The sequence below is a fragment of the Pseudomonas sp. UV AK001 genome (assembly GCF_046097675.1).
Classification (GTDB): domain Bacteria; phylum Pseudomonadota; class Gammaproteobacteria; order Pseudomonadales; family Pseudomonadaceae; genus Aquipseudomonas; species Aquipseudomonas kribbensis.
This window is the reverse complement of record NZ_JBJUVZ010000001.1, coordinates 535,727-559,480: the sequence shown is the minus strand read 5'-3', so window position 1 is coordinate 559,480 and position 23,754 is coordinate 535,727. Positions and strand designations below refer to the sequence as shown.

Sequence of the window (23,754 nt, the reverse complement as noted above, 5' to 3'; positions counted from 1 at the left end):
AGAGTTTTTAACAATTCATGCCGCAACGGGTACGCCGCTGTGGAAACGGAATTCCTCGTCCGGGGACTCGATCAGCTCCTGCTCGGCGGCGCGGACTTTCTCGATCACTTGAGCGATGTCCCTGGCGTCGCCGTACTGGTAGGCCAGTTTCAGGTAACCCTGGAAATGCCGGGCCTCGCTTTTCAGCAGGCCGAAGTAGAACTTGCCGAGTTCTTCGTCCAGATGCGGCACCAGTGCTTCGAAACGCTCGCAACTGCGGGCTTCGATGAAGGCGCCGACCACCAGGGTGTCGACCAGTTTCACCGGCTCGTGGCTACGGACCACTTTGCGCAGGCTCGAGGCATAACGGCCGGCATGGAGCTGGCGCAATTCGATCTTGCGCCGCTTCATGATGCGCATGACCTGTTCGTGGTGCACCAGTTCTTCCCGGGCCAGGCGCGACATCATATTGATCAGATCGACATGGGAATGGTACTTGGCGATCAGGCTCAACGCGGTGCTGGCAGCCTTGAACTCGCAGTTCTTGTGGTCGATCAGCAGGGTTTCCTGATCGGCCAGCGCGGCCTGGACCCAGGCGTCTGGCGTGCGGCAGCCAAGGAATTCGTGGATTTCGGGAAGGATCATGGGGCTCACGGTCAAAGGTGTTCGAGCGAAGGGCGCCGATTATACCGGCCTGCCCGCAGACCACCAGCGCCAGCCCTTGATATGCATCAAGTCGCAGGCGCATCAGCAGCAACTATAGTTGTGCAACGCCGTGCCTTTTCATTGCTGGAGACTCACTCATGCAAGCCATTCGCAGCATTCTGGTGGTCATCGAACCCGAACACGCGGAAAGCCTGGCGCTCAAGCGCGCCAAGCTGATCGCCGGGGTGACCCAGGCCCATCTGCACCTGCTGGTCTGCGACAAGAAGCACGATCACGCCGGCATGCTCAGCGTGCTCAAGGCCGCGCTGCTGGCGGACGGCTACAGCGTCACCACCGAACAGGCGTGGAACGAGAGCCTGCACGAAACCATCATCGACGTGCAGCAGGCCGAAGGCTGCGGTCTGGTGATCAAGCAGCACTTCCCCGACAGTTCGCTGAAAAAAGCCCTGCTGACCCCGGCGGACTGGAAACTGCTGCGCCACTGCCCGACCCCGGTGCTGCTGGTGAAAACCTCGGCCTCCTGGAAAGACCGGGTGATTCTGGCCGCGGTCGATGTGGGTAACGCCGATGGCGAACACCGCCACCTGCACACCACCATCATCGATCACGGCTATGACATCGCGAGCCTGGCCAAAGGGCATCTGCACGTCATTACCGCCCATCCGTCACCGATGCTTTCGGCCGCCGACCCGACCTTCCAGCTCAAGGAAACCATCGAGGCGCGCTATCGCGAGCAATGCCGGGCGTTCCAGGCTGAATTCGATGTCGACGACGAGCATCTGCATGTCGAGGAAGGCCCGGCGGACGTGCTGATTCCGTTCATGGCGCACAAGCTGCAGGCGGCGGTGACGGTGATCGGTACCGTGGCGCGTACCGGGTTGTCAGGGGCGTTGATCGGCAATACCGCCGAAGTGGTGCTGGATGCGCTGGAGAGTGATGTGCTGGTGCTCAAGCCGCAGGAGGTTGAAGACCATTTGGTGGAGTTGGCGGTGAAGCATTAAGCATTGTTGTCATCCTGTGGCGAGGACACTCGCCACAGGTAACGCTTACTCGCCCAGTGCATCCTTCAGAAAACCGGGCGCGATGTAGCGCTGATAGTGCGCTTCCGACAGCAGGAAAAATTCCCGATCAATGGCATCGCGCAGTTCCGGCAGGTTCCAGTCGCGAAACTCCGGCAGCAGCACCATCCCGTAGGCTTCCAGATTAATGATCACCCGCGCGCCCCGGGCGATCAGCTGATACGCCCAGCAATATTCCGACTGATGCGGCACGAAGCGGATCTTGCGCTGTTCCAGCTGCTGGCGCAGGCGCGCCGGATCGAAGACCTCGACCTTGCTCGCCATCACTTGTGACAGCAATTGCTCAAGACGCAGCCACACCGCGCGCTTTTCCTCCTCGTTGTAACCGTTCCAGTGGATCACTTCGTGGTGGAAACGCTTGCAGCCACGGCACACCAGATCACCGTAAACAGTGGAGCAGAGGCCGACGCAGGGGGTCTTGATGGTCTGATTGGGCATAAATGGGCAGAACACTTGAAACGCGGAACAGGCCGGCATGTTAGCCCTTTGTCCGGCATTCATCACCCCTCAAACGTAAGGGGCAAGCGCTGGATCAAGGTTTGCGCCACCCGTGCACAACGCCACCAAAGTCCAATAGAGCCCGACTTACCTTTAAATTTTTTTTGCCGTAGAATCAGCCAGCCTTTTTAGGCGCCAATGTCCGTTAGAAGCTGTTTTCAAAGCGTCACGAGCACAGTCGTTCCTTCAGAGCGGTGTTGGCGTAAGGTTTTTCCAGCGGGGAAAAGCCATACGCCAACCCTCATCAGCTCCCCGTTCTGCAGGCGTAAAACTTTGAAAGCAGCTTCTGTAAGGAATTGCCGGTAATTCTGGCCGAACGACCCACAACGTCGTGAGGAGCATGAGTACGGCAATTTCGGGATGAGCGTCCCGGACACCCATTTGGGACCACTGATGAGGGTAATAACTGTGCTTGAAGCCTACCGCAAACATATCGAAGAGCGTGCAGCACTGGGTATCGTTCCCCAGCCGCTTAACGCCGAACAAACTGCAGGCCTGGTCGAGCTGCTGAAGAATCCTCCGGCTGGCGAAGAAGCTTTCCTCGTTGACCTGATCACCAATCGCGTACCACCAGGAGTGGACGAAGCCGCCTACGTCAAGGCCGGTTTCCTCTCCGCACTGGCCAAGGGCGAAGTCTCCTCCCCTCTGCTGGACAAGAAACGCGCTGTAGAACTGCTCGGCACCATGCAGGGCGGCTACAACATCGTGACCCTGGTCGAACTGCTGGACAACGCCGAGCTGGCGCCAGTGGCCGCCGAAGAACTCAAGCACACCCTGCTGATGTTCGATGCCTTCCACGACGTGGCTGAAAAAGCCAAGAACGGCAACGTTCACGCCAAGGCCGTGCTGCAATCCTGGGCTGACGGCGAGTGGTTCAAGAAGCGCCCTGTGCTGGCCGACAAGATCAGCCTGCGCGTCTTCAAGGTGACCGGCGAAACCAACACCGACGACCTGTCCCCTGCTCCAGACGCCTGGTCGCGTCCCGACATCCCGCTGCACGCCCTGGCCATGCTGAAAATGGCCCGTGACGGCATCGTTCCTGACGAGCAAGGCAAGACCGGCCCGATGAAGCAGATCGAAACCATGCGCGGCGAAGGCTTCCCGATCGCCTACGTCGGTGACGTGGTCGGTACCGGTTCCTCGCGTAAATCCGCGACCAACTCGGTCCTTTGGTTCTTCGGTGACGACATCCCTTACGTGCCGAACAAGCGCGGCGGCGGCTTCTGCTTCGGCAGCAAGATCGCTCCGATCTTCTACAACACCATGGAAGATGCCGGCGCACTGCCTATCGAGTTCGACGTATCGAACATGAACATGGGCGACGTGATCGACCTGTACCCGCACGCCGGCAAAGTCTGCAAGCACGGTACCGACGAAGTCATCACCACCTTCGAAATGAAGACCCCGGTCCTGCTGGACGAAGTCCGCGCCGGCGGCCGTATCCCGCTGATCATCGGCCGTGGCCTGACCGAGAAGGCTCGCGCCGAACTGGGTCTGCCTGCGTTCGACCTGTTCAAGAAACCTGAAGCACCGGCCGAAAGCACCAAGGGTTACACCCTGGCGCAGAAAATGGTCGGCAAGGCCTGCGGTCTGGCAGAAGGCAAAGGCATCCGTCCTGGCACCTACTGCGAACCGAAGATGACCACCGTAGGTTCTCAGGACACCACCGGTCCAATGACCCGTGACGAACTGAAAGACCTGGCGTGCCTGGGCTTCTCCGCTGATCTGGTGATGCAGTCCTTCTGCCACACCGCGGCGTATCCAAAGCCGATCGACGTGACCACCCACCACACCCTGCCTGACTTCATCATGACCCGCGGCGGCGTTTCCCTGCGTCCGGGCGACGGCATCATCCACTCGTGGCTGAACCGCATGCTGCTGCCGGACACCGTGGGTACCGGTGGTGACTCGCACACCCGTTTCCCGATGGGCATCTCGTTCCCGGCCGGTTCCGGTCTGGTCGCGTTCGCCGCAGCCACCGGCGTCATGCCGCTGGACATGCCGGAATCGATCCTGGTGCGCTTCAAAGGCAAGATGAAACCTGGCATCACCCTGCGTGACCTGGTTCATGCCATTCCTTACTTCGCCATCCAGAACGGTCTGCTGACCGTCGAGAAGAAAGGCAAGAAAAATGCCTTCTCCGGCCGCATCCTGGAAATCGAAGGCCTGGAAGGTCTGACCCTGGAACAGGCGTTCGAACTGTCCGACGCCTCGGCCGAACGTTCGGCTGCCGGTTGCACCATCAAGCTGTCGAAAGAGTCGATCACCGAGTACCTGCAGTCCAACATCACCCTGCTGCGCTGGATGATCGGCGAAGGCTACGGCGATGCGCGTACCCTGGAGCGTCGTGCTCAAGCGATGGAAGCCTGGATCGCCAACCCTGAGCTGATGGAAGCCGATGCCGACGCCGAATACGCCGAAGTCATCGAAATCGATCTGGCCGACATCAGCGAGCCTGTACTGTGCGCGCCGAACGACCCGGACGACGCCCGTCTGCTGTCCAGCGTTGCTGGCGAGAAGATCGACGAAGTGTTCATCGGTTCGTGCATGACCAACATCGGTCACTTCCGCGCTGCCGGTAAACTGCTGGATCAGGTCAAGGGTCAGCTGCCAACCCGTCTGTGGCTGTCGCCGCCGACCAAGATGGACGCTCACCAACTGACCGAAGAAGGCTACTACGGCATCTACGGCAAGGCCGGCGCCCGCATGGAAATGCCAGGCTGCTCGCTGTGCATGGGTAACCAGGCACGCGTCGAGCCGAACAGCACCGTAGTGTCGACGTCGACCCGTAACTTCCCGAACCGTCTGGGCGACGGCGCGAACGTCTACCTGGCTTCGGCTGAGCTTGCGTCCGTTGCTTCGATCCTGGGTCGCCTGCCGACCGTCGAGGAGTACATGGAATACGCTGGCAAGATCGACAGCATGGCGGCCGATGTTTACCGCTACCTGTCCTTCGACCAGATTGCCGAGTTCCGTGAAGCTGCTGCGAACGCCAAGATTCCGGTCGTTCAAGCCTAACGCTGCAACGCAATGAAAAACGCCGCCCATCGTGAGATGAGCGGCGTTTTTTATGCCTGTGAAAACTCATGCATTCAGCTTGAGTGCCTGCTGAACCGCCTCGTCCACACTCAAGCCGCTCAACAGCACCTGCTCGCGTTCCAGCGCCGGCAATTGCGCCAGCACGGTCTGCGCCTCATGTTTGAGACGGGCCAGAATCAACAGTTTGTCTTCGGCCCGCACCTGCAGGAAGAACGCTTCCAACGCTTCGATGCTGGTGCCGTCCAGGTCCGGCGATTCTTCCAGACTCAGAATGATCGTGTGCACCGCCGCCGGCGCATGCCGAGCCAGCCGCAGCGCGCCGCCGAGAATCCGTTCCACGTTAGCGAAAAACAGTGCCTCGCTTGGCCGGACAATCAGCACGCCGGGGATTTCCCGTGCATCCGGATGACGCTGCACGTCGACGTAATCGTGACCGCCGCCCATTTGTCCCAGCACCTGAATATCCGCCGAGGACATCTGCTTGAGCATCAGCACCACGCTGATCGCTACTGCCAGCAACAAACCGTCGAGCACGCCCAGCACCAGCACCGCCGCCACCGCGCAAATCACCAACAAGCGGTCACGCCGCCAGATGAAGTAGCGGCCCAGCGGTTGCAGGCTCAGCGCCCGTCCCAAGGCGTGAATCACAATCGCGGCCAGCACCGGTTCCGGGGTCAGGGCGATGTACGGCAGCACGGTCAACACGATCAGCAACACCACTGCCGCTGCGACAACTCCCGCCAACCGCGATGTCGCCCCCGCCGCCTCATTGGCCGACGTTGCCGAATACCCGGCCCCGGCGGGCATGCCGTGAAACAGCCCCGACAACAGATTGGACGCGCCAAGGGCCAGCAGGTCGCGGTTCGAGGACACCCGATCGCCATGTTTCAGGGCAAACGAGCTGATCGAGCCATAGGACTCGGCATACAGAATCATCACCATGGCAAACGCCAACTCGCCGAGCCGCAGCCAGTCGGCAAACGGCATGTTCGGCAACTGTGGCGTCTCCAGCGCCAGGTCGATGACTCCGATCAGCTTCACCCCGTGGGCCGGCAGATTCAGCCACTGACTGGCGGCGATGCCCAATGCGACAACAATCAAGCCGCCCGGTACCCGACGAAAGCGGGCACAGGCCATCAGCACCAGCAACGCCACCAGCGCGACGCCGGCACCTGCCAGATTCCATTTTGGCCACTGCTCGATCAACTGCGGCAGGAAGCGAACCAGGTTGCTCTCAGTCAGGTGGACATCGACGACGCTCGCCACCTGCTTGAGGATGATCGTTACCGCCAATCCCAGTGCAAAGCCACGCAACACCGGTTTGGCGATGAAGGATGTCACGCTGCCAAGCTTGAACAACCCCGCCAGCAGAAACAGCACCCCGGTCATCATTACCAGCCCGACCGCCAGGCTCAGGCGCAATGCCGGATCACCGCCGGCCAGTGACGCGGTCGCCGCCGCCAGCACCGCCGCCGAGGACGACGTGGCCGAGACCACGGCAAAGCGGCTGGTGCCCATCAACGCGTAGCACAGCAGCCCGGCGAACAACGCAATCACACCGGCCTGGGGGGGCAACGCGGCAATGCTGGAATACGCCACGGCCTCGGGCAGTAACAGACCGGCAATCGACAGCCCGGCCAGCAGGTCCTGGCTACGACTTTGCACTTCGGGTCGGGAAGCGGCACTCAGAGGTTCAGTTGACAATCGGACCCACCCACCCTGGCAGATACCGAGCTTCCTGACTGCGGGCCAGATTCATGGCTTTAGTCTGCAATTTGGGACTGAGGTCACTGATCTGATCACTGGCGATGCGGCTGCGAAAGAAATCCGCCCAGAGAAACTCGCTGTAGGGCGTCGCATCCTTGGCGTAGCCACCGGCCCGGCGCAGGCGTCCGGCGAGGCTGCGGTAAGGGTCATCCTGCAGATCGGCGATGGACTTGGGAATGGATTCAAAGGTGCGCCGGACACCGCGACCGTCGTAGGGGTGCGCCCACTGGTTGAAGTTCATCACGTTCCAGAAGGTCACCGTGTCGACAAACGAAAGATCCTTGAGCACCAGCAAGGAAGCCTTCTTGACCTCTTCTTCGATCAGCGCCAGACCAAAGTGATGGTGATCGACGATGTAATAGACACCTTCAGGCCCGAGCACACTGGGGAACCAGTGATTGTCCAGCGCAGCCGCCCGCTCCTTGCGTTTGAGCTTTTTCCATTCCTGGCGCTTGTCGGCGACTTCGGCGAGGCCGACCGTGAGCTGGGTGGGATGGAGTTTTTCCAGTTTGGCGCTGATCAATTGGGGTCGTGCACGGGGCATGAGGCATCTCCGGGGAAAAGTGCCTTTCAAGCGTAGCCGTTAATGTCTGGAGATGTGTGCCCTGGATCAGGCACTGAGAGGGTCTTGCAAAAGCGGGGGCGAATGGCTCGCCCCCGTCTGGAGCTGCTGGCCTGGAATCAGGCGGCCAGCGAGTAGATCAACGCCGAAATGGCCACCAGGCCTACGGCGGTAACAAACACGTTCGACGCCTGGCCGCGATAGCGCGCCATGGCCGGCACTTTGCGGATCGCATACATCGGCATCAGGAACAGGATCGCCGCGATGACCGGGCCACCGATGGTTTCGATCATGCCGAGGATGCTCGGGTTCAGGGTTGCCACGATCCAGCACACCACCAGCATGAACGCCGCAACGATGCGATCCAGCGCCTTGGCGCCCGGGCGCTTGCCGCTTTTCACGATCAGGCCTTTGAGGCCTTCGCTGGCGCCGATGTAGTGACCGAGGAACGACTTGGAGATGGCCACGAACGCAATCAACGGCGCAGCGAACGCGATGGTCGGGTTGCTGAAGTGGTTGGCCAGGTACGACAGGATCGACAGGTTTTGCGCCTTGGCTTCAGCCAGCTGTTCCGGCGACAGGGTCAGTACGCAGCTGAAGACGAAGAACAGCACCATCACCACCATCAGCAGGTGGGCACGGGACAGGATCTGCGAACTGCGCTCGTCGGCGTGAACGCCGTAACGACGCTTCTGGTCCACCGCAAACGCCGAGATGATCGGCGAGTGATTGAACGAGAACACCATCACCGGAATCGCCAGCCACAGCGTGTGCAGCAACGCCGACGGCGCCGGCACCTGCGAAGCGGTGCTCAGGATGCCGCCGTTCCAGTGCGGAATCAGGTACACGGCGAGGAACAGCAGCGCAACGATGAACGGATACACCATCAGGCTCATGGCCTTGACGATCACCTGCTCGCCGCAACGAACAACAGCCAGCAGGCCGAGGATCAGCACGAACGACAGCAACGCGCGCGGTGGCGGCGTGATGTGCAGCTGGTGTTCGAGGAAGCTGGCGACGGTGTTGGTCAGGCCAACGCTGTAGATCAGCAGGATCGGGAAGATCGCGAAGAAGTACAGCAGGGTGATCAGCGCACCGGCCTTGATGCCGAAATGCTGCTCCACCACCTCGGTGATGTCGGCGCCTTCGCGACCGGAGAGCACGAAGCGGGTCAGACCGCGGTGTGCGAAGAAAGTCATGGGGAATGCCAGCAGCGCAAGGATCACCAGCGGCCAGAAGCCACCCAGACCTGCGTTGATCGGCAAAAACAGGGTACCGGCGCCGATGGCCGTCCCGAACAGTCCCAACATCCAGGTAGTGTCATGGCGATTCCAGCTCGACAATTGGGCTGGTGCTGCCGTTTCAAAGCGTTGTTCGACGCTATTGGCCTGATCATTCATCCGGTCGGATCTCCGCATTCCGGTCACTTGCCACTCGGTCAGGACGCGTCGGAAAAAACCGACAGACATGCTCCGGCCGAAACAGGGGCGCGATTCTCCGCGATAAATGAGCGGAAGCAAAGACTTAGCTGAGGAATGGTTGTGCGGAGCAGATTGGAGGATTGTCGTTTTCGGGAAAAACTCTGTCGTAGCCAGATACGTAAAATGTCGTTTTATGGCATGTTCCGACACAGAATGCCGCCCTGCTAAATCTGGTCAGATCGATCGGGCCAATATGAAGCCGAGTGACATGCAGAAGATACCGAAGCCAAATAACCCCAACATCGGAAGCATTTCACCTTTGTGTTTGATGCGCATTCTTTCGACCCACTCATCGTGCTCTCGCTCTGAGCGTTCCATTCTGGCCTTGCGGTCATATGTACTCATGTTGATCCTCCTTTGGGTCTCCTGGGCCTGACTGTCTTGAAAAGTGAACACTTAAAATCTGAAAAAAAATCCTGCTACTGCAGTGAATGCGGTCACCACCCCACCCAATATCGCGACTGGGTACAAGTTCGCCTCCCACCTCAGCTTTTTTTCGTCCGCCAGCAGCTTTTGTCTTTCAGCCACGAGTTTTCGTGATTCATTCTCCAGCCTTTCGAGTTCCAGATTTTCCCGATCGTTCTTGAGCATTCGCCTTCCCTGGCTAATGGCAATCCCCATTCAGGTTGCTGCCCCATCCTGAAGAGCGCATCCCGTCTTGCCTGCATGATTTCGCGTTTCTCATCTGCCGAATAGCGGATAAATCCATCATTCCCCGTAGGCAGCTTCCGTAACTTTCGCAGGACGGCAACTACACGACCAAACGACTTTAAACACCCTCATCCAACGACATTTTTCAGCTATACCCAATGGCGACCTGACTGGCAGCCCTTTCCAGTCCCCTTCCCCATGGAGCCCTCCCATGCCCCTCGTCCGCGTCGAACTCAAAAAACGCCCCGACCCGACCTTCGCCAAACGCGTCGGCGAGCAGATCTACGCCGCCATGCGCAGCACGATCAATGTCCCGGAACACGACAACTTCCAGATCCTGGCCGAGCACGACGGCGAGCATTTCGTCTTCGATCCGCAATACCTGGGGATCCAGCGCAGCGACCAGTTGGTGATCATCCAGATCACCCTCAATGAGGGCCGGACGCTGGAGCAGAAAAAGGCGCTGTACCAGACCATCGCCCGGAACCTGAACACGCACCTGTCGATCCGTCTGGAAGATGTGTTCATCAATCTGGTCGAGGTGAAAAAAGAAAACTGGTCGTTCGGCAACGGCATTGCTCAATACGCCAGTTGACAGCCTGTTGACGCCGCCAGCATGATCGGCCCCATGAACCTTCGCGCGCTGCACCTCACCCGTACCACCACGACCGCCACCGGCGGGTCGTGGTGTTTGCGCCTGAGGTAAAACCAGCGCAGCAAACCCGAGGCCCCGCCAGCTATGGACGGGGCCTTGTTGTTTCTCCCGTCCGTGCGGCACGTTTGGTACCCAAGGAGAAACACCATGTCCGCAGCACTGTTGATCATCGATATGCAGGTCGGCCTGTTCCAGGGTCAGGAAAAACCCCACGACGGCGAACGCATGCTCGTCAACATCCAGCACTTGATCGCTCAGGCACGCCTCCGCCAGGTGCCGATTTTTGCCGTTCGCCACACTGGCCCGGCCGGCTCGCCGATTGCCGCCGGCAGTGCGTTCTGGCAACTACTGCCAGCGCTTGAGCTGGAAAGCGCAAACGCCACCCTCTTCGACAAATCCCGCCCCAACGCCTTCCACGGCACCGACCTGGCCCGGCAACTCAACGCCGCGAAAATCGAAGACCTGTACATCGTCGGCATGAAAACCCAGTTCTGCATCGACAGCACCTGCCGCGCCGCTGCCGAGCTGGGCTTCAAGCCACTGCTGGTTGCCGATGCCCACACTTGCATGGACACCCCCGCCCTGCCGGCCCGGGCGATCATCGAGCACCACAACGCAACCCTCGGCGCGGCGTTCGTGCGGTTGATCAACACTACCGACATCGCCTTCTGACGAAGCACCCGCGCACTCCCCGTATCAGCTCCTACACTGGCTGGTGCGGGGCAATGTCGGCCATTGCCAAACCGCTCTGCAATCAGCACTCTGACACGACTTTCGCGACCGACCCGCCGACGATCACAGGAGCCGAGCAATGCCCGCCACCGTTCTGGTACTGGTTGAAACCATCAATGACTATCTGCCCATCCTTGAACGACAGGGCTTTCACCTGATTCTTGCCCCGACGCCCGCCGAACGCGCCCAGGCCATTGCCACTCATGGCGCTCGTATCGACGCGGTGCTGACCCGTGGTCCGCTGGGGCTGTACGCCGAAGAAATCGCCGCATTGCCCGCGCTGAAAATCATCTGCGTGATCGGCGCCGGCTACGAACAGGTAGACCTGCAAGCCGCCAGCAACCGGGGCCTGACCGTGACCAACGGTGCCGGCGTCAACGCCTCGTCGGTGGCCGACCATGCCATGGCGTTGCTGCTGGCGCTGGTACGCGACATTCCACGCTGCGATGCCGCGGTGCGCCGTGGCGAATGGCCGAAGATCATGCGCCCGTCCCTGGCGGGCAAACGGCTGGGGATTCTCGGCCTTGGCGCAGTGGGCATGGCCATCGCCAAACGGGCGAATCTGGGTTTCGACATGGAGATCAGCTACCACAACCGCCAGGTGCGCAACGACGTGCCCTACACCTTCTGCTCGACCCCGACCGAGCTGGCGCGGGCCTCGGATTTTCTGGTGGTGGCGACGCCCGGAGGCATCGGCAGCCAGCATCTGGTGACCCGTCCCGTGCTGGATGCGCTGGGCCCCAAAAGCTTCATCGTCAATATCGCCCGCGCCAGCGTGATCGCCACGGCGGACCTGATCACGGCACTTGAGCAACGGCGAATTGCCGGCGCCGCACTCGACGTGTTCGACCACGAACCACGGGTTCCGGACGCACTGAAAACCCTGAGCAACGTAATTCTCACCCCGCACGTCGCCGGGCTGTCACCAGAAGCCACCCAGGGCACCGTGGAACTGGTGGGGAAAAACCTGGTGGCGTTCTTTTCCGGAGAACCGGTGCTGACGCCGCTGACACTGCCGCCGAAGCAGAACAACCAGCGCGTGCACTAAAGTAAGCCGAGCAACGTAAACAAGCGCCGCGACTCGTTGCTAGCCGAAAACAACGCGCTCAGCGGCCTTCTCCCCCCTTCCTGTCAGAGCGAATCCCTGTCTCGATGATCGCTGCCCGGTTGCGCATCAGCATGCTGTTGGCAGCGCTCAACGGCATCCCGCCGCGCACATTCCCAAAGGTGATTATCGTCCAACACGCTAACCTATAAGACCGAACCGCGCTTGTGACGACCCGAGCGCGCCATTAGATTAGCCAATGATGTCTGGCCTCCAAAATAAGCAGAAGGGATAAGCATGGCGCTTACTGACCAGTCCACCCGTATCCGCTCTGGCGAAGAACTCGATGCCAGCCTGATCGATCCGTACCTCAAGGCGCACATTCCGGGCCTGAGCGGCACGCCGCAGATCAGCCAGTTTCCCGGCGGCGCGTCGAACCTGACCTACCTGCTGGAATACCCGGACCAGGAATTCGTCCTGCGCCGTCCGCCGTTCGGCCACAAGGCCAAGTCCGCCCACGACATGGGCCGCGAATTCCGCATCCTCAACCAGTTGCGCGACGGCTTCCCGTATTGCCCGAAAGCCTACGTGCATTGCACCGACGATTCGGTGATCGGCGCCGAGTTCTACGTGATGGAACGGGTCAAGGGAATCATCCTGCGCTCGGACCTGCCGCCGGAACTGGGCCTGGACGCAGCGAAAACCGAAGCCCTGTGCAAGAGTTTCATCGACCGTTTCGTCGAACTGCACCGGGTCGATTACAACGCCTGCGGCCTCGGCGATCTGGGCAAACCGGAAGGCTACGTCGCCCGCCAGATCAAAGGCTGGAGCGAACGCTACGAAAAAGCCCTGACCCCGGATGCACCGCACTGGGAAAAGGTCAAAGCATGGCTCAACGACAAGATGCCGGCCGACCACCCGATCTCCAGCATCGTGCACAACGACTACCGCTTCGACAATGTCATCCTCGACCCGAGCAACCCGATGCAGATCATCGGCGTGCTCGACTGGGAACTGACCACCCTCGGCGATCCATTGATGGACCTGGGCAACACCCTCGCCTACTGGATCCAGGCCGACGACCCGGCCCCGGTGCAACTGATGCGCCGCCAGCCAAGCCACGCCCCGGGCATGCTGACCCGCCGAGAATTCGTCGACTACTACGCCGAGCGCTCGGGCATCCAGATCGACAATTTCGACTTCTACTACACCTACGGCCTGTTCCGCCTGGCCGGCATCGTGCAGCAGATCTACTACCGCTTCTTCCATGGCCAGACCCAGGACAAACGCTTCGCGCAGTTCATTCACATGAACAAACTGCTGGAGCACATGAGCCTGCAGGTCATTACCAAATCCAGCCTCTGATGACGGCGTTATAACAAGGCTCACTACAAGGGAATCCCATGTCCAAGACTCAGTTGTTCGACCTCGACGGCAAGATCGCTTTCGTCTCCGGCGCCAGCCGTGGCATCGGTGAAGCCATCGCCAAACTGCTGGCCCAGCAAGGCGCCCACGTCATCGTTTCGAGCCGTAAACTCGAAGGCTGCCAACACGTGGCCGACGCCATCATCGCCGCCGGCGGCAAGGCCACCGCCGTCGCCTGCCACATCGGCGAAATGGAACAGATCAGCCAGGTCTTCGCCGGGATCAAGGAACAGTTCGGTCGTCTGGACATCCTGGTCAACAACGCCGCGACCAACCCGCAATTCTGCAACGTGCTGGACACTGACCTCGGCGCCTTCCAGAAAACCGTCGACGTGAACATCCGCGGCTACTTCTTCATGTCGGTGGAAGCCGGCAAGCTGATGCGCGAAAACGGTGGCGGCAGCATCATCAACGTGGCCTCGATCAACGGCATTTCGCCGGGAATCTTCCAGGGCATCTACTCGGTGACCAAGGCTGCCGTGATCAACATGACCAAAGTCTTCGCCAAGGAATGCGCGCAGTTCGGCATCCGCTGCAACGCCCTGCTGCCGGGCCTGACCGACACCAAATTCGCCTCGGCCCTGGTGAAGAACGACGCGATCCTGAAACAGGCCCTGACGCAGATCCCGCTCAAGCGCGTAGCCGACCCGAGCGAAATGGCCGGCGCCGTGTTGTACCTGGCGAGCGATGCCTCGAGCTACACCACCGGCGTGTCGCTGAACGTGGACGGCGGTTTCCTGTCCTGACCCGCCGCTGACGCAAACGAAAAGGCAGCCCAAGGGCTGCCTTTTTCATGCCTCCAGAACCTTCGGCAACTGCCAGCCGAAATGCACCGACAGCAAGCGCAACAACAAACACGCCGCACCCGCCAGCAACGCAGCCGCCACCGGCGAAACGCCCAGCCTACGCCCGACGATCAATACCGCCGCGCCGACAAACGCCGAACTGGCATACAAATCCGCCTGCAACACCACCGGCACCCGCGCCAGCACAATGTCCCGCAGCACCCCGCCACCGACCCCGGTAATCGTGCCCATCAGCATGGCCACAAACGGCGAAATGCCGAAATTCAACGCCTTCTGCGCCCCGGCCACGGCAAACAGCGCCAACCCCGCTGCGTCCAGCACGATCAGCGTCGAACCGGACCAGCCCAGCACCAGCTCATGAAAAACAAACGCCACCCCGCCCATGGCAAACGCCAGCGCCGGATAACGCCAGTCCGCCACAGCCTTGGGCGGCGTAGCGCCGATCAACAGATCACGCGTCACCCCGCCGCCGAGCGCAACAATGAACGCAATCACCATCACGCCCAGCAGATCGAGTTGAGCGTGCATCGCCGCAATGGCACCTTCAACGGCAAACACGGCGGTGCCGACCAGATCGGCCACCAGCACAATCCACTCGACCCGCGCCTTCGACGGCGCGTGCGTTATTGAGTGACGCAACGCGTCTTGGTGATGTGTCGGGTTACCTGCCCGTCGGCATACATATCACCGGCGACCTCGGTATTTTCCATCACCTGACAGGTGCGTTCAGGTGGCGGAGGCGGCGCTGCCGGCGGAGGGGGTGGAGGACTGGCACAGCCACTGAGCAGCACCAGACCGAAAGCCGACAACAACGAAAAACACACGCGTTTCCCAGGATTGTTCATAGGATGACCCGCGATAAAAGGAAGAAAAACTCCCGTCGCCGAGCGTGCAAATACCCGGTTATGGAAACCGAACCACTCATTCCTTATAGACCAGTGGGGGGTGAGTGCCAGTGGAATGGTGGGATTGGGGGGAAATGGCTGTCGATTTTGGGCGGAGTTGTTGATTGGATCGTGGATTCTGACAAATCGAGGATAGCCTCAAGAGCCGGCCCTCACCCCAGCCCTCTCCCGGAGGGAGAGGGGGCCGACGGAGTTGTTTGGGAGAATTACGCCGACGTGAAATACCGAGTTGAACTCAGGTTTTGAAGAGCACACAAGTCGGCTTCGCGCTCTTCACCACTCAAAACGATGAGCGTTAGCTCAAGTACCGCTTTTGATCGCAGGGCCCGTCGGCAGGCTGAGTGGAGGGATTGATCCGGGGGTGGGAGCGCAGCGACCGTTTGGCGAAGCCAAACACATCGAGAGGAGGTGCAGCGAAGCAAACCGTAGGCGATGCCCCCCGGATCAATCCCGGAGCGAAGGAACACCGAGCCAAAGCGAGGTGCCGAACGTCAGGGCACAGACCTTTTGGTTCCTTTTGGGGCGTTTGCCAAAAGGGACTCGCCGTAAGGGCGAAACCGCCAGCCGCAACACCCGAAGAAACGGATATTCACCCAAAAAACCATGAACCTGGTCGGCCCAGAGGCCGCCAAGTTCACCCCGGCGACCGCAAAGAATTACTCTGAAGCTCATACCGCAATTCATCAATCAAGGCATCCACCGCTTCCGGCGTACGCAAGGCATCCAGACTCAACCCACTGATCACCAGATCCACCCGCCCCGAAACCGGCTCATACAGCTTCACCGTAAGCGAATGATCCCCATCCACCACACACTCACAAGCCAACGGCGAAAAACTGCGCTCAAGCTGCGCCCGCAACTGCGCCAGATAAATCATCGCGCCAGCTCCGCACTACGAGACTCGACAACAAACAACACATTCATAGGGGCTGATCCATTAGCAGGTTCAAAAGGGACACGATCACGGGAGAAAACCGCACCGCACCTCACCAGACTAAGAACAGCCCGCCCGATCAAACACCCGAATTTGCACCCCATGAACTAGTGCATTTGCACCTTACCGCTGCCCCCGGCTGCTGCCCGAAAACAACCCGCGCTCACGAGCCCAGACAATCGCCTCGCTGCGACTGTGCACATCCAGCTTGGAATACACCGTCGCCACATGATTGCGCACGGTGTTCGGCGCCAGTTTCAATCGCGCCGCAATCTCCTTGTCTGCCAGTCCCTCACAGATCAGCCCCAGCACGTCGCGCTCGCGAGCCGTGAGATCGGTGAACGACACACTCGGCAATTGCGGCGAATTGACCTTCTTCACGTTGGCCAGTTTTTCGATCAGCGTACGGCTGAACCACGAGGCATCCTTCATCACCTCTTCAATCGCCGCCACCAGCTCAAGCTCGGTGCGCTTACGCTCGGTGATGTCCATCAGCACCAGCAGGTAGCAAACGCTGTCCTGAATGTTGACGGTATCGGCGGAAACCGCGCACTCCAGCAGCTCGGCGTCTTTCTTGCGGATCCGCATATCGACACGGTCAACCCGACCGGTCTTCTCCAGCGCCGCCAGCAACCGGGCGCGTTCCGCCGGTTCATCGATGAAGTCCAATTGCGCGACGGTCTTGCCGAGCACGTCGTCGCTCTTGTAAGCCAACGTATCGAGAAAAGCCTGATTGACGTCGATCAGCCGCTGCTCGTCGGCGCTGCAGATCAGGATCGGCACCGGCGTCAGGCGAAAGGCTTTGGCAAACCGTTCCTCACTCTGACGCAGGGCGACTTCGGCCTTGTGCCGCAGCTCCATGTCGACGAAGGAAAACAGCATGCAGTCTTCGTCGTTGAGCACCAGCGGCTGGCCGGCGACGATCACCTGCTTGCTGCCAACGTCCGGCAGACGCAATTCAGCCTGCATCTGCGGAATGGTCGCGACATCGCGCAGGCGCTGGATGGCCAGCTCCTTGCGCTCGGCCTGTTCGAGAATATCCAGCTCATAAGTGGAAGCGCCGATCACTTGATCGCGGGTGTAGCCGGTCATCTCCAGGAACCCCGGATTGACCTTGATGTAACGCAGATCACTGAGGCGACAGATCACTGCCGGCGCCGGGTTGGCATTGAAGGTCTTTTCGAAGCGCTGCTCGGCGTTGGCCCAATCGGTGACGTCGCTCATGATCAGCACCAGCGATTCGGTCTCGCCGTCACGATCGGTCAGCACCATGCTGCGCACGCTGTGCACCCAGGTGCGTTCTTCATCGCTGTGCGGGGTGACTTCCACCAGCACATCGCTGAAGGCTTCCCCCGCCGCCACGCGACTGATCGGGTACTGCTCCGGCGTCAGCGTGTGGTTGTTGCGATAACGCAGGTTGAAGCGCTCGGCATACTCCCCGGCATTGTTGCCCAACTCGCCGATGCGACTGACGCCATGCATCGCCAGCGCGGCTTCGTTGGCCCAGAGGATGGTCTGGTCGAGTTCCAGCAGAATCACCCCGTCGGACAGACCGGCGATGATCTGTTGCAACTGGCGGCGATTGGTTTCGGTGGTCAGGACGTCCCGGCTCATTGGCTCTCCACAAGTACGCGCATGTGAAGATTACGACCGCAGGCCGTTGTGATCGTGCCGGGCAATTTTGCCCTTGGTCAGCGCGATGAATGATCCACCAGTTCCCGCAGCGTATCGAGAAACAGCTTGAGCACCGGCGAAGCATCGTCGGCCCGATACGTCGCGTACAGCGGCACCTGCGGCAGCGCCGGGGTCAGGCGCCGGAACACCAGCCCGGCGGGCGCCAGTTGCTCGATCGACGCGGGCAACAGCGCCACGCCGAACCCGGCACGCACCAGACTGAGCAAAGTCTGCACCTCGATCACCTGCTGGCGGATCTGCGGGGTGAACCCGGCCTGAATGCAGCACTGATAGAGAAAATTGGCGAAGCGCGACTGCTTCAATTCCAGCGCCACAAACGGCTCCTGCGCAAGATCGGCGGGCGCCAGCACCTCGCGACGAGCCAGCGGATGATCCGCTGGCATCACCACATGGATCGGCTCATGGATCAGCAATTCATTGCGCAATTGCGGGTCGTCATAACCGACGCGGAACACGCAGGCGTCGATGCGTTTCTCCTTCAGCGCCTTGACCTGGGCCGCCGGGGTCATCTCATGCAAGCGCCAGGTCACCTGCGGGTAGCGCTCGCGAAACAGGTGCAGCGCCTTGGGCAGCACGCCGACCATCACCGAACTGATCATGCCGATTTCCAGCTCGCCCAGTTGCCCGCGCCCGGTCTGGCGAGTCAGGTCCAGCGCCCGTTCGAGTTGTTCGAACACCAGCGGCGCCTGCTCCTTGAGCATCTGCCCCGCCGCCGTCAGCTCGACACGGTGATGGCTGCGCTCGAACAGCGGCGTGCCGAGTTCTTCTTCCAGCAAGCGAATCTGCTGGCTCAGCGGCGGCTGGCAGATGTGCAAGCGTTCGGCGGCGCGGCCGAAGTGCAGCTCATCGGCCAGGGCCATGAAGTACCGCAGCAATCGCAGATCCATGGCGGCTTACCCCAGATTCAGTGGCGTGGAACGCTGACGCACCCCGGTCAGGCTGAACAGCGCATTGGCAATCGCCGGGACCACCGACGGGCTGCCCAGCTCTCCGACACCGCCCGGTTTGTCCGGCTGGCCATCGAGCACGAGGATGTCCACGGGCGGCATGTCGGACATGCGCGTAACGCGATAGTCGTGGAAATTGCTCTGCACCACCCTGCCCTGCTGGATGTCGAGACGGTCGAACAGCGCATGGCCGAGGCCCCACATCAGCCCGCCATATATCTGCTCTTCGACACCGCCCGGCGAAACTGCCAATCCGCAGTCGACCACACAGGTCAGCTTTTCGACCCGCGCCTTGCCGTCTACCTTCGCAACCCGCGCCACCACGGTGATGAAACTGGTGTAACCCTGATTGGTGGCGATCCCCAGCGCCGTGTCCGGCGGCAGTTTCTGGCCCCAGCCAGCGCGTTCGGCCGCCTGCTTCAGCACCGCGACATGCCGTGGCCGCTCCTGCATGTTGGCCAGCCGGAACGCCAGCGGATCTTCACCGGCCGCATGGGCCAGTTCATCCATGAAGCTTTCCACGGCAAACACGTTGGGAATGAAGCTGACCGAGCGATACCAGCCGCTGGGCACGTTACTTTCGTGCCTGACCCAGTTCAGTTCCAGGTGCGGCGGACGGTAGGCGAAGTCCCACGCGGTGATCGCTTCGGTGGTGCTGTAATCCATGTGATCCGGACGCTCGAAATAGCCCGGTTCCCACTGTTCCGGCGAGGCCGGCGACACGGCATGCAGTTGCAGCGCGGTGAGTTTGCCCTGGGCATCCAGTGCGCCTTTCACCCGATGAAGCGTGGCCGGATGATTGAACAGAGCGTGCATTTCATCTTCGCGGCTGTTGAGCAGTTTCACCGGCACGCCGGTCTGCTGCGCCAGATACGCGACTTCAAACAACCAGTATTTGGCTTCCCGCGCACCGAAGCTGCCGCCAGATACCAACTCATGGATGGTGACCTTGTCCTTGCCGATGCCGCACACGGTCTGCGCCGCTTCCAGCGCCGACGACGGCACCTGCACGCCGCCCCAATAAGTGATCGCCTTGTCCTTGACCTGCGCGGTGATGCAGATCGGTTCCAGCGGGTTTTGCACCTTGTAGGGCATGGTGTAATCGGCTTCGAGCCGCTTCGCCGCGCCCGGCCATTGTCCGGCGACATCGCCTTGGGCCATGGCTTTGACGGTTTGCGTCGTGGGATCACTGATTGCTGCAATCTGCGCTTTGCTCAGCTCGGCGCTGTCGAAGTTGGCCAGCGGCGAGTCGCTCCATTTGATCTCCAGCAACTTGCGTCCCTGCTGAGCGGCCCAGAAGGTTTCGGCGAGCACCGCGACGCCTTCGAGGTTACCGCCGAGCACGTCCGGCCGGCCTGGAACCGCGATCACCTTGCGCACGCCCGGCACCTGCAACGCGGCTGCCGAATCCACTGCGACAACCTTGGCGCCCACCACCGGCGCGCGCTGGATCACTGCCACCAGCATCCCCAGCAACTGCACGTCGATGCTGTATTTGAAGCGCCCGCACACCTTGGCCGCCGCATCGCGTTTGTGGCGCAACTTGCCGATGTATTTGAACTGCGCCGGATCCTTCAGCGTGACGTTGGCCGGTGCCGGCAAATGCGCCGCCGCGCCGGCCAGTTCGCCGTAACCGAGGCTGCGTTTGCTCGAGGCATGCACGACCCGGCCTTCTTCGGTGGAGCAGTTGTCGGGGCTGACTTTCCACTGCTGCGCCGCCGCTCCGATCAGCAGCGCCCGCGCCGTGGCACCGGCCATGCGCAGGCGATCGTATTCCAGCGACACGCTGGTGCTGCCGCCGGTGGAGAAGACTTTCCAGACCGGATGAATGTAGGTTTCGAAGAACGGATCTTCCGGGGTGATGACCTGCACCGTCATCGGGTTCACGTCCAGTTCCTCGGCCACGCACGCGGCCAGCGCGGTCTGGGTTCCGGTGCCGGAATCGTGCTTGTGCACCACCAGTTTCACCGTGCCGTCGGGCAGCACGCGCACCCAGGCGTTGGGTTCGAATTCGGTAGCCGAGGTTTTCGGCTCAGCCGCCGCACCGGTTGGCAGATACAGCGCAATTGCCAGGCCGGACGCCACCGTCACCGTCTGCTTTAGAAACACCCGACGCGACCGTTCAAAACCGGCATTTTCGACGAGGCTCATCACGCCTCCTTCGGCGCGTTCGCCGCACGTTTGATCGCCTTGTTGATCCGCCCGTAAGTGCCGCAGCGGCAGATATTCCCGGACATGGCGTTGCGGATCGAGTCGTCGTTGATCGGTGCGCCGGTGTTGAGCAGCGCGGCCGCCGACATGATCTGCCCGGATTGACAGTAGCCGCATTGCGGCACATCTTCGGCGACCCAGGCCAGTTGCAGCGGATGGTTTTCGCTGGGCGACAGGCCCTCGATGGTGGTGATGCTGTGGCCCGCGACGGCGGCCAGCGGCAACTGGCAGGAACGCACCGCGACCCCGTTCAGGTGCACGGTGCAGGCACCGCACAGGCCCATGCCGCAGCCGAATTTGGTGCCGGTGAGTTTCAATTGATCACGCAACACCCATAACAAGGGCATGGAGGGGGACGCTTCATCCAGCTCGCGTCGTTCGCCGTTAACCGTGAATGCAATCATTGTCAGGCTCCAAAAGAGCGGCCCGTCTTTGTGCGGGCCTGGTGACCGATTATTGGAACCCCCGGCAACGCGCGGCCAGCGACGATTTCTGCCAACCGGTGTAAGCAGGACTAACAACATGTACAAGCGATACCCGTCGGTGCAGTCCATGAGCGCGTTCATCCACGCGGCGCGCAGCGGCAGTTTTTCCAGCGCCGCGCGCAAGCTCGACCTGACCCACAGCGCGATCAGCCAGCAGATCCGCGCCCTGGAAGACTTCATCGGCCAGCCGCTGTTCGTGCGCGAAGGCGGCGGCAGTAACCTGACCGACGCCGGGCAGTTGTTTGCCAGCGTGCTGTCGGACGGGCTGGCGCAGATTGACCGGGCGTTGTCCTCGGTGAAAAACCGCAGCGTGGCCCAGCGCCTGACCCTCGACGTCGACAGCGAACTGGCCCAGAGCTGGCTCAATCCGCGCCTGCCGCAGTTGCTCGACGGTTTGCCGGATTACGAAGTGACGATCCTGTCGATGCCGCGCAGTGATCGCAGCACGTTCGAACGGGTGGACCTGTCGCTGCGCTATGGCTACGGCGATTGGGATGATTGCGAGATGACGCAGATCTGCGGGGATCGGGTGATGGCGGTGGCGTCTCCGGCATTGCTGGAGCGGCATGGTTTGCAGCTGCCGCTGAGCCCGGCGCAGATTCTTGAGTTGCCGCTGCTGGGGTACACGCGCAGGTCGTGGATTCCGTGGCTGGATGCGGCCGGGATGACACCGACCGAACCCCGGGCGCGGGTGGTTTTCGATAATGCGGCGAATTTGATTGCGGCTGCGGAGGCTGGCGTTGGCGCCGGGCTGGTACGTGGGTTATTGGCTGCCGATGCGTTGCGCAGCGGGCGGCTGGTGGCGTTGAACGAGGCGCAGATTGCGGCGCATTACAATCTTTACGCGGTGTGGCCGCAGGGGCAGGCCGAGCGCGTGGCGCCGGTGGTTGATGCGATCAAACAGCTGGCTTTGCATACACAATTCTGACGCCTTCGCGAGCAAGCTCGCTCCCACGGGTGGCGGCATTCCAACGGGGTGAATGCGGTCAAATTGTGGGAGCGAGCTTGCTCGCGATGAGGCCATCACTATCACCACAAAAACCAAAACCATATCGAACAAGTATCACCACCCCGCCCAATTAATATTGTACGAACCCTCCCCCGCCTTCCAATACTCGCCTCAAGCAACCACCCACCCGGGCCGGATGCGAACAGGCGAGGGAATGCGCGAGTGCTGCGCATAGAAACGGCCGATTGCCCGGGACGTGGATGCTGTGAGCCGCAAGGCTCCCTTCCCCGCTATCAGGAGATCGACTTCAATGATCATCGATATCAGCTGCTATCCCACCGATCTGGTGGACCTCGCCTGGAGGCATGACGGTGACCCGTTCACCGGCGAGCGTCTGCTGGAGATGATGGATGGCCCGTACATGGTCAACGGCAAGCCTCGCCGCATCGACAAAGCCTTCATCCAGCCGCCGCAGGGCAACACCATTTACACCTGGACCGACGGCGAACTGTCGGGCCGCGAATCCATCGACGCCTACATGGCCTACACCCTGAAAATGGTCCAGACCTACCCGGACCGTTTCATCGGCTGCTTCGTCTACAACCCGCGCTGCGGCGTGGAAAACGGCGTCGAGGCAATCGAGCGTTACGTGAAAGAGCACGGTTTCAAGATGGTGCAGATGCAGGCCAACATGCACGCCTATCGGCCTGACCGTGCGCTGGACTGGGTGCGCCCGGCCTTCGAGAAATGCGCCGAGCTGGGCATTCCGGTCAAGCTGCACACCGGCGACGGGCCCTACAGCATCCCGTCGGAATGGGTGCCGATGATCAAGGAATTCCCCAACGTCGATTTCATCATGGCCCACTTCGGTGTGCAGACCGGCGGCGTCTACGTGTTTGAACCGATGCAATGGGCGATGGAGCTGCCCAACGTCTACTGCGAGTCCGGCTGGTGCCTGCAATCGCGGATCGTCGAATTCGCCAAGGTGCTGCCGACCCACAAGATCCTGTTCGGCACCGACACACCGCCGAACGAACCGGGCATGTGGCTGCGCCTGCTCGAAGTGCTGTGCCACGAGCCGCCGCAGGGCCTGAACCTCGACGAGGACACCCTCGAAGACTACCTGGGCAACAACACCGCACGGATGATCGGCCTTCAGCCGTCCCCGCCGCCGCGTTCCGTTTCCGAAGCAGAGGCGCAACTCAAGCGCCCCGTTACCACTCAACTGGCCAGGAGTTGAACC

22 protein-coding genes are annotated in these 23,754 nt (G+C 61.1%); 9 read left to right on the top strand and 13 right to left on the bottom strand.

The genetic code is table 11. The features are described from left to right. Window positions 1–15 precede the first annotated feature (15 nt). Entirely contained in the window at window positions 16–624 is a 609-nt protein-coding gene (locus ACKLNA_RS02630; protein WP_408984765.1) for a tRNA-(ms[2]io[6]A)-hydroxylase, read from the bottom strand. Between the two features lie 158 nt (window positions 625–782). Between ACKLNA_RS02630 and ACKLNA_RS02625 the strand changes: the two genes are divergently transcribed. Then, the gene (locus ACKLNA_RS02625; protein WP_085711476.1) at window positions 783–1,646 is read left to right on the top strand and encodes a universal stress protein; all 864 of its coding nucleotides are present in this window, start codon (window positions 783–785) and stop codon (window positions 1,644–1,646) included. 45 nt (window positions 1,647–1,691) lie between these two features. Here the strand turns inward: ACKLNA_RS02625 and ACKLNA_RS02620 are convergent, their stop codons facing one another. Continuing rightward, the gene (locus tag ACKLNA_RS02620) at window positions 1,692–2,162 is read right to left on the bottom strand and encodes a DUF1289 domain-containing protein (protein WP_085711613.1); all 471 of its coding nucleotides are present in this window, start codon (window positions 2,160–2,162) and stop codon (window positions 1,692–1,694) included. Between the two features lie 468 nt (window positions 2,163–2,630). On the opposite strand from ACKLNA_RS02620, the gene acnB reads away from it, so the two are divergent. Then, window positions 2,631–5,240 (top strand): bifunctional aconitate hydratase 2/2-methylisocitrate dehydratase, encoded by a 2,610-nt coding sequence (gene acnB / locus ACKLNA_RS02615; RefSeq protein WP_134826535.1) that lies wholly within the window; start codon window positions 2,631–2,633, stop codon window positions 5,238–5,240. 66 nt (window positions 5,241–5,306) lie between these two features. Here acnB and ACKLNA_RS02610 read toward each other — a convergent pair whose 3' ends face one another. The 5 genes from ACKLNA_RS02610 to ACKLNA_RS02590 all read right to left on the bottom strand — a co-directional run bounded on the left by ACKLNA_RS02610 (window position 5,307) and on the right by ACKLNA_RS02590 (window position 9,662). After that, window positions 5,307–6,965, bottom strand: a complete 1,659-nt coding sequence (locus tag ACKLNA_RS02610; RefSeq protein ID WP_408984764.1) for a SulP family inorganic anion transporter — start codon at window positions 6,963–6,965, stop codon at window positions 5,307–5,309. Further along, window positions 6,955–7,572 (bottom strand): ParB-like protein, encoded by a 618-nt coding sequence (locus ACKLNA_RS02605; protein ID WP_408984763.1) that lies wholly within the window; start codon window positions 7,570–7,572, stop codon window positions 6,955–6,957. Before ACKLNA_RS02605 ends, ACKLNA_RS02610 begins: the two co-directional genes overlap by 11 nt. A 137-nt stretch (window positions 7,573–7,709) precedes the next feature. Continuing rightward, window positions 7,710–8,990, bottom strand: a complete 1,281-nt coding sequence (locus ACKLNA_RS02600) for an HAAAP family serine/threonine permease (RefSeq protein WP_085732019.1) — start codon at window positions 8,988–8,990, stop codon at window positions 7,710–7,712. Window positions 8,991–9,245: 255 nt separating this feature from the next. After that, window positions 9,246–9,416 carry a hypothetical protein gene (locus tag ACKLNA_RS02595; RefSeq protein ID WP_167748742.1) on the bottom strand — a complete coding sequence of 57 codons (171 nt, stop codon included), beginning with the start codon at window positions 9,414–9,416 and terminating at the stop codon, window positions 9,246–9,248. Window positions 9,417–9,467: 51 nt separating this feature from the next. After that, window positions 9,468–9,662: a hypothetical protein gene (locus ACKLNA_RS02590; protein ID WP_408984762.1), complete on the bottom strand. Its 195-nt coding sequence runs from the start codon at window positions 9,660–9,662 to the stop codon at window positions 9,468–9,470. 271 nt (window positions 9,663–9,933) lie between these two features. Here ACKLNA_RS02590 and ACKLNA_RS02585 point away from each other — a divergent pair, with 271 nt between their 5' ends. From ACKLNA_RS02585 to ACKLNA_RS02565, 5 genes are all read left to right on the top strand, one after another. Next, window positions 9,934–10,317: a tautomerase family protein gene (locus ACKLNA_RS02585; RefSeq protein ID WP_192551964.1), complete on the top strand. Its 384-nt coding sequence runs from the start codon at window positions 9,934–9,936 to the stop codon at window positions 10,315–10,317. A 207-nt stretch (window positions 10,318–10,524) separates the two neighbouring features. Further along, complete coding sequence (locus ACKLNA_RS02580) at window positions 10,525–11,049, top strand: cysteine hydrolase family protein (RefSeq protein WP_408984761.1); 525 nt, start codon at window positions 10,525–10,527, stop codon at window positions 11,047–11,049. Between the two features lie 139 nt (window positions 11,050–11,188). Then, entirely contained in the window at window positions 11,189–12,157 is a 969-nt protein-coding gene (locus ACKLNA_RS02575; protein ID WP_408984760.1) for a 2-hydroxyacid dehydrogenase, read from the top strand. A gap of 294 nt (window positions 12,158–12,451) precedes the next feature. Next, window positions 12,452–13,519 carry a phosphotransferase family protein gene (locus ACKLNA_RS02570; protein ID WP_408984759.1) on the top strand — a complete coding sequence of 356 codons (1,068 nt, stop codon included), beginning with the start codon at window positions 12,452–12,454 and terminating at the stop codon, window positions 13,517–13,519. 38 nt (window positions 13,520–13,557) lie between these two features. Beyond that, the gene (locus tag ACKLNA_RS02565) at window positions 13,558–14,325 is read left to right on the top strand and encodes an SDR family oxidoreductase (RefSeq protein ID WP_085687598.1); all 768 of its coding nucleotides are present in this window, start codon (window positions 13,558–13,560) and stop codon (window positions 14,323–14,325) included. 45 nt (window positions 14,326–14,370) lie between these two features. Here ACKLNA_RS02565 and ACKLNA_RS02560 read toward each other — a convergent pair whose 3' ends face one another. The 6 genes from ACKLNA_RS02560 to ACKLNA_RS02535 all read right to left on the bottom strand — a co-directional run bounded on the left by ACKLNA_RS02560 (window position 14,371) and on the right by ACKLNA_RS02535 (window position 21,481). Next, complete coding sequence (locus ACKLNA_RS02560; protein ID WP_408984758.1) at window positions 14,371–15,024, bottom strand: trimeric intracellular cation channel family protein; 654 nt, start codon at window positions 15,022–15,024, stop codon at window positions 14,371–14,373. Window positions 15,025–15,924: 900 nt separating this feature from the next. Then, window positions 15,925–16,167, bottom strand: coding sequence for a DUF1652 domain-containing protein (locus tag ACKLNA_RS02555; RefSeq protein ID WP_408984757.1), 243 nt, complete (start codon window positions 16,165–16,167; stop codon window positions 15,925–15,927). A gap of 180 nt (window positions 16,168–16,347) precedes the next feature. Continuing rightward, window positions 16,348–17,838, bottom strand: coding sequence for a helix-turn-helix transcriptional regulator (locus ACKLNA_RS02550; RefSeq protein WP_408984756.1), 1,491 nt, complete (start codon window positions 17,836–17,838; stop codon window positions 16,348–16,350). Between the two features lie 77 nt (window positions 17,839–17,915). Next, window positions 17,916–18,806: a LysR family transcriptional regulator gene (locus ACKLNA_RS02545; protein WP_085711502.1), complete on the bottom strand. Its 891-nt coding sequence runs from the start codon at window positions 18,804–18,806 to the stop codon at window positions 17,916–17,918. 6 nt (window positions 18,807–18,812) lie between these two features. Next, window positions 18,813–21,017: a molybdopterin cofactor-binding domain-containing protein gene (locus ACKLNA_RS02540; protein ID WP_408984755.1), complete on the bottom strand. Its 2,205-nt coding sequence runs from the start codon at window positions 21,015–21,017 to the stop codon at window positions 18,813–18,815. Next, window positions 21,017–21,481: a (2Fe-2S)-binding protein gene (locus ACKLNA_RS02535; protein ID WP_408984754.1), complete on the bottom strand. Its 465-nt coding sequence runs from the start codon at window positions 21,479–21,481 to the stop codon at window positions 21,017–21,019. The genes ACKLNA_RS02540 and ACKLNA_RS02535 overlap by 1 nt, the downstream gene beginning before the upstream one ends. A gap of 118 nt (window positions 21,482–21,599) precedes the next feature. Between ACKLNA_RS02535 and ACKLNA_RS02530 the strand changes: the two genes are divergently transcribed. Both ACKLNA_RS02530 and ACKLNA_RS02525 read left to right on the top strand, forming a co-directional pair. Next, window positions 21,600–22,490, top strand: coding sequence for a LysR substrate-binding domain-containing protein (locus ACKLNA_RS02530; protein ID WP_408984753.1), 891 nt, complete (start codon window positions 21,600–21,602; stop codon window positions 22,488–22,490). Window positions 22,491–22,821: 331 nt separating this feature from the next. Then, complete coding sequence (locus ACKLNA_RS02525; protein ID WP_011334798.1) at window positions 22,822–23,751, top strand: amidohydrolase family protein; 930 nt, start codon at window positions 22,822–22,824, stop codon at window positions 23,749–23,751. Window positions 23,752–23,754: the final 3 nt, after the last annotated feature.

What these genes read in the sequence shown, in the direction of transcription:
- ACKLNA_RS02630 (WP_408984765.1), bottom strand. Translation starts at nt 624, where the DNA reads ATGATCCTTCCCGAAATCCACGAATTCCTTGGCTGCCGCACGCCAGAC.
- ACKLNA_RS02625 (WP_085711476.1), top strand. Translation starts at nt 783, where the DNA reads ATGCAAGCCATTCGCAGCATTCTGGTGGTCATCGAACCCGAACACGCG.
- ACKLNA_RS02620 (WP_085711613.1), bottom strand. Translation starts at nt 2,162, where the DNA reads ATGCCCAATCAGACCATCAAGACCCCCTGCGTCGGCCTCTGCTCCACT.
- ACKLNA_RS02605 (WP_408984763.1), bottom strand. Translation starts at nt 7,572, where the DNA reads ATGCCCCGTGCACGACCCCAATTGATCAGCGCCAAACTGGAAAAACTC.
- ACKLNA_RS02600 (WP_085732019.1), bottom strand. Translation starts at nt 8,990, where the DNA reads ATGAATGATCAGGCCAATAGCGTCGAACAACGCTTTGAAACGGCAGCA.
- ACKLNA_RS02595 (WP_167748742.1), bottom strand. Translation starts at nt 9,416, where the DNA reads ATGAGTACATATGACCGCAAGGCCAGAATGGAACGCTCAGAGCGAGAG.
- ACKLNA_RS02590 (WP_408984762.1), bottom strand. Translation starts at nt 9,662, where the DNA reads ATGCTCAAGAACGATCGGGAAAATCTGGAACTCGAAAGGCTGGAGAAT.
- ACKLNA_RS02585 (WP_192551964.1), top strand. Translation starts at nt 9,934, where the DNA reads ATGCCCCTCGTCCGCGTCGAACTCAAAAAACGCCCCGACCCGACCTTC.
- ACKLNA_RS02580 (WP_408984761.1), top strand. Translation starts at nt 10,525, where the DNA reads ATGTCCGCAGCACTGTTGATCATCGATATGCAGGTCGGCCTGTTCCAG.
- ACKLNA_RS02575 (WP_408984760.1), top strand. Translation starts at nt 11,189, where the DNA reads ATGCCCGCCACCGTTCTGGTACTGGTTGAAACCATCAATGACTATCTG.
- ACKLNA_RS02570 (WP_408984759.1), top strand. Translation starts at nt 12,452, where the DNA reads ATGGCGCTTACTGACCAGTCCACCCGTATCCGCTCTGGCGAAGAACTC.
- ACKLNA_RS02565 (WP_085687598.1), top strand. Translation starts at nt 13,558, where the DNA reads ATGTCCAAGACTCAGTTGTTCGACCTCGACGGCAAGATCGCTTTCGTC.
- ACKLNA_RS02555 (WP_408984757.1), bottom strand. Translation starts at nt 16,167, where the DNA reads ATGATTTATCTGGCGCAGTTGCGGGCGCAGCTTGAGCGCAGTTTTTCG.
- ACKLNA_RS02550 (WP_408984756.1), bottom strand. Translation starts at nt 17,838, where the DNA reads ATGAGCCGGGACGTCCTGACCACCGAAACCAATCGCCGCCAGTTGCAA.
- ACKLNA_RS02545 (WP_085711502.1), bottom strand. Translation starts at nt 18,806, where the DNA reads ATGGATCTGCGATTGCTGCGGTACTTCATGGCCCTGGCCGATGAGCTG.
- ACKLNA_RS02540 (WP_408984755.1), bottom strand. Translation starts at nt 21,017, where the DNA reads ATGAGCCTCGTCGAAAATGCCGGTTTTGAACGGTCGCGTCGGGTGTTT.
- ACKLNA_RS02535 (WP_408984754.1), bottom strand. Translation starts at nt 21,481, where the DNA reads ATGATTGCATTCACGGTTAACGGCGAACGACGCGAGCTGGATGAAGCG.
- ACKLNA_RS02530 (WP_408984753.1), top strand. Translation starts at nt 21,600, where the DNA reads ATGTACAAGCGATACCCGTCGGTGCAGTCCATGAGCGCGTTCATCCAC.
- ACKLNA_RS02525 (WP_011334798.1), top strand. Translation starts at nt 22,822, where the DNA reads ATGATCATCGATATCAGCTGCTATCCCACCGATCTGGTGGACCTCGCC.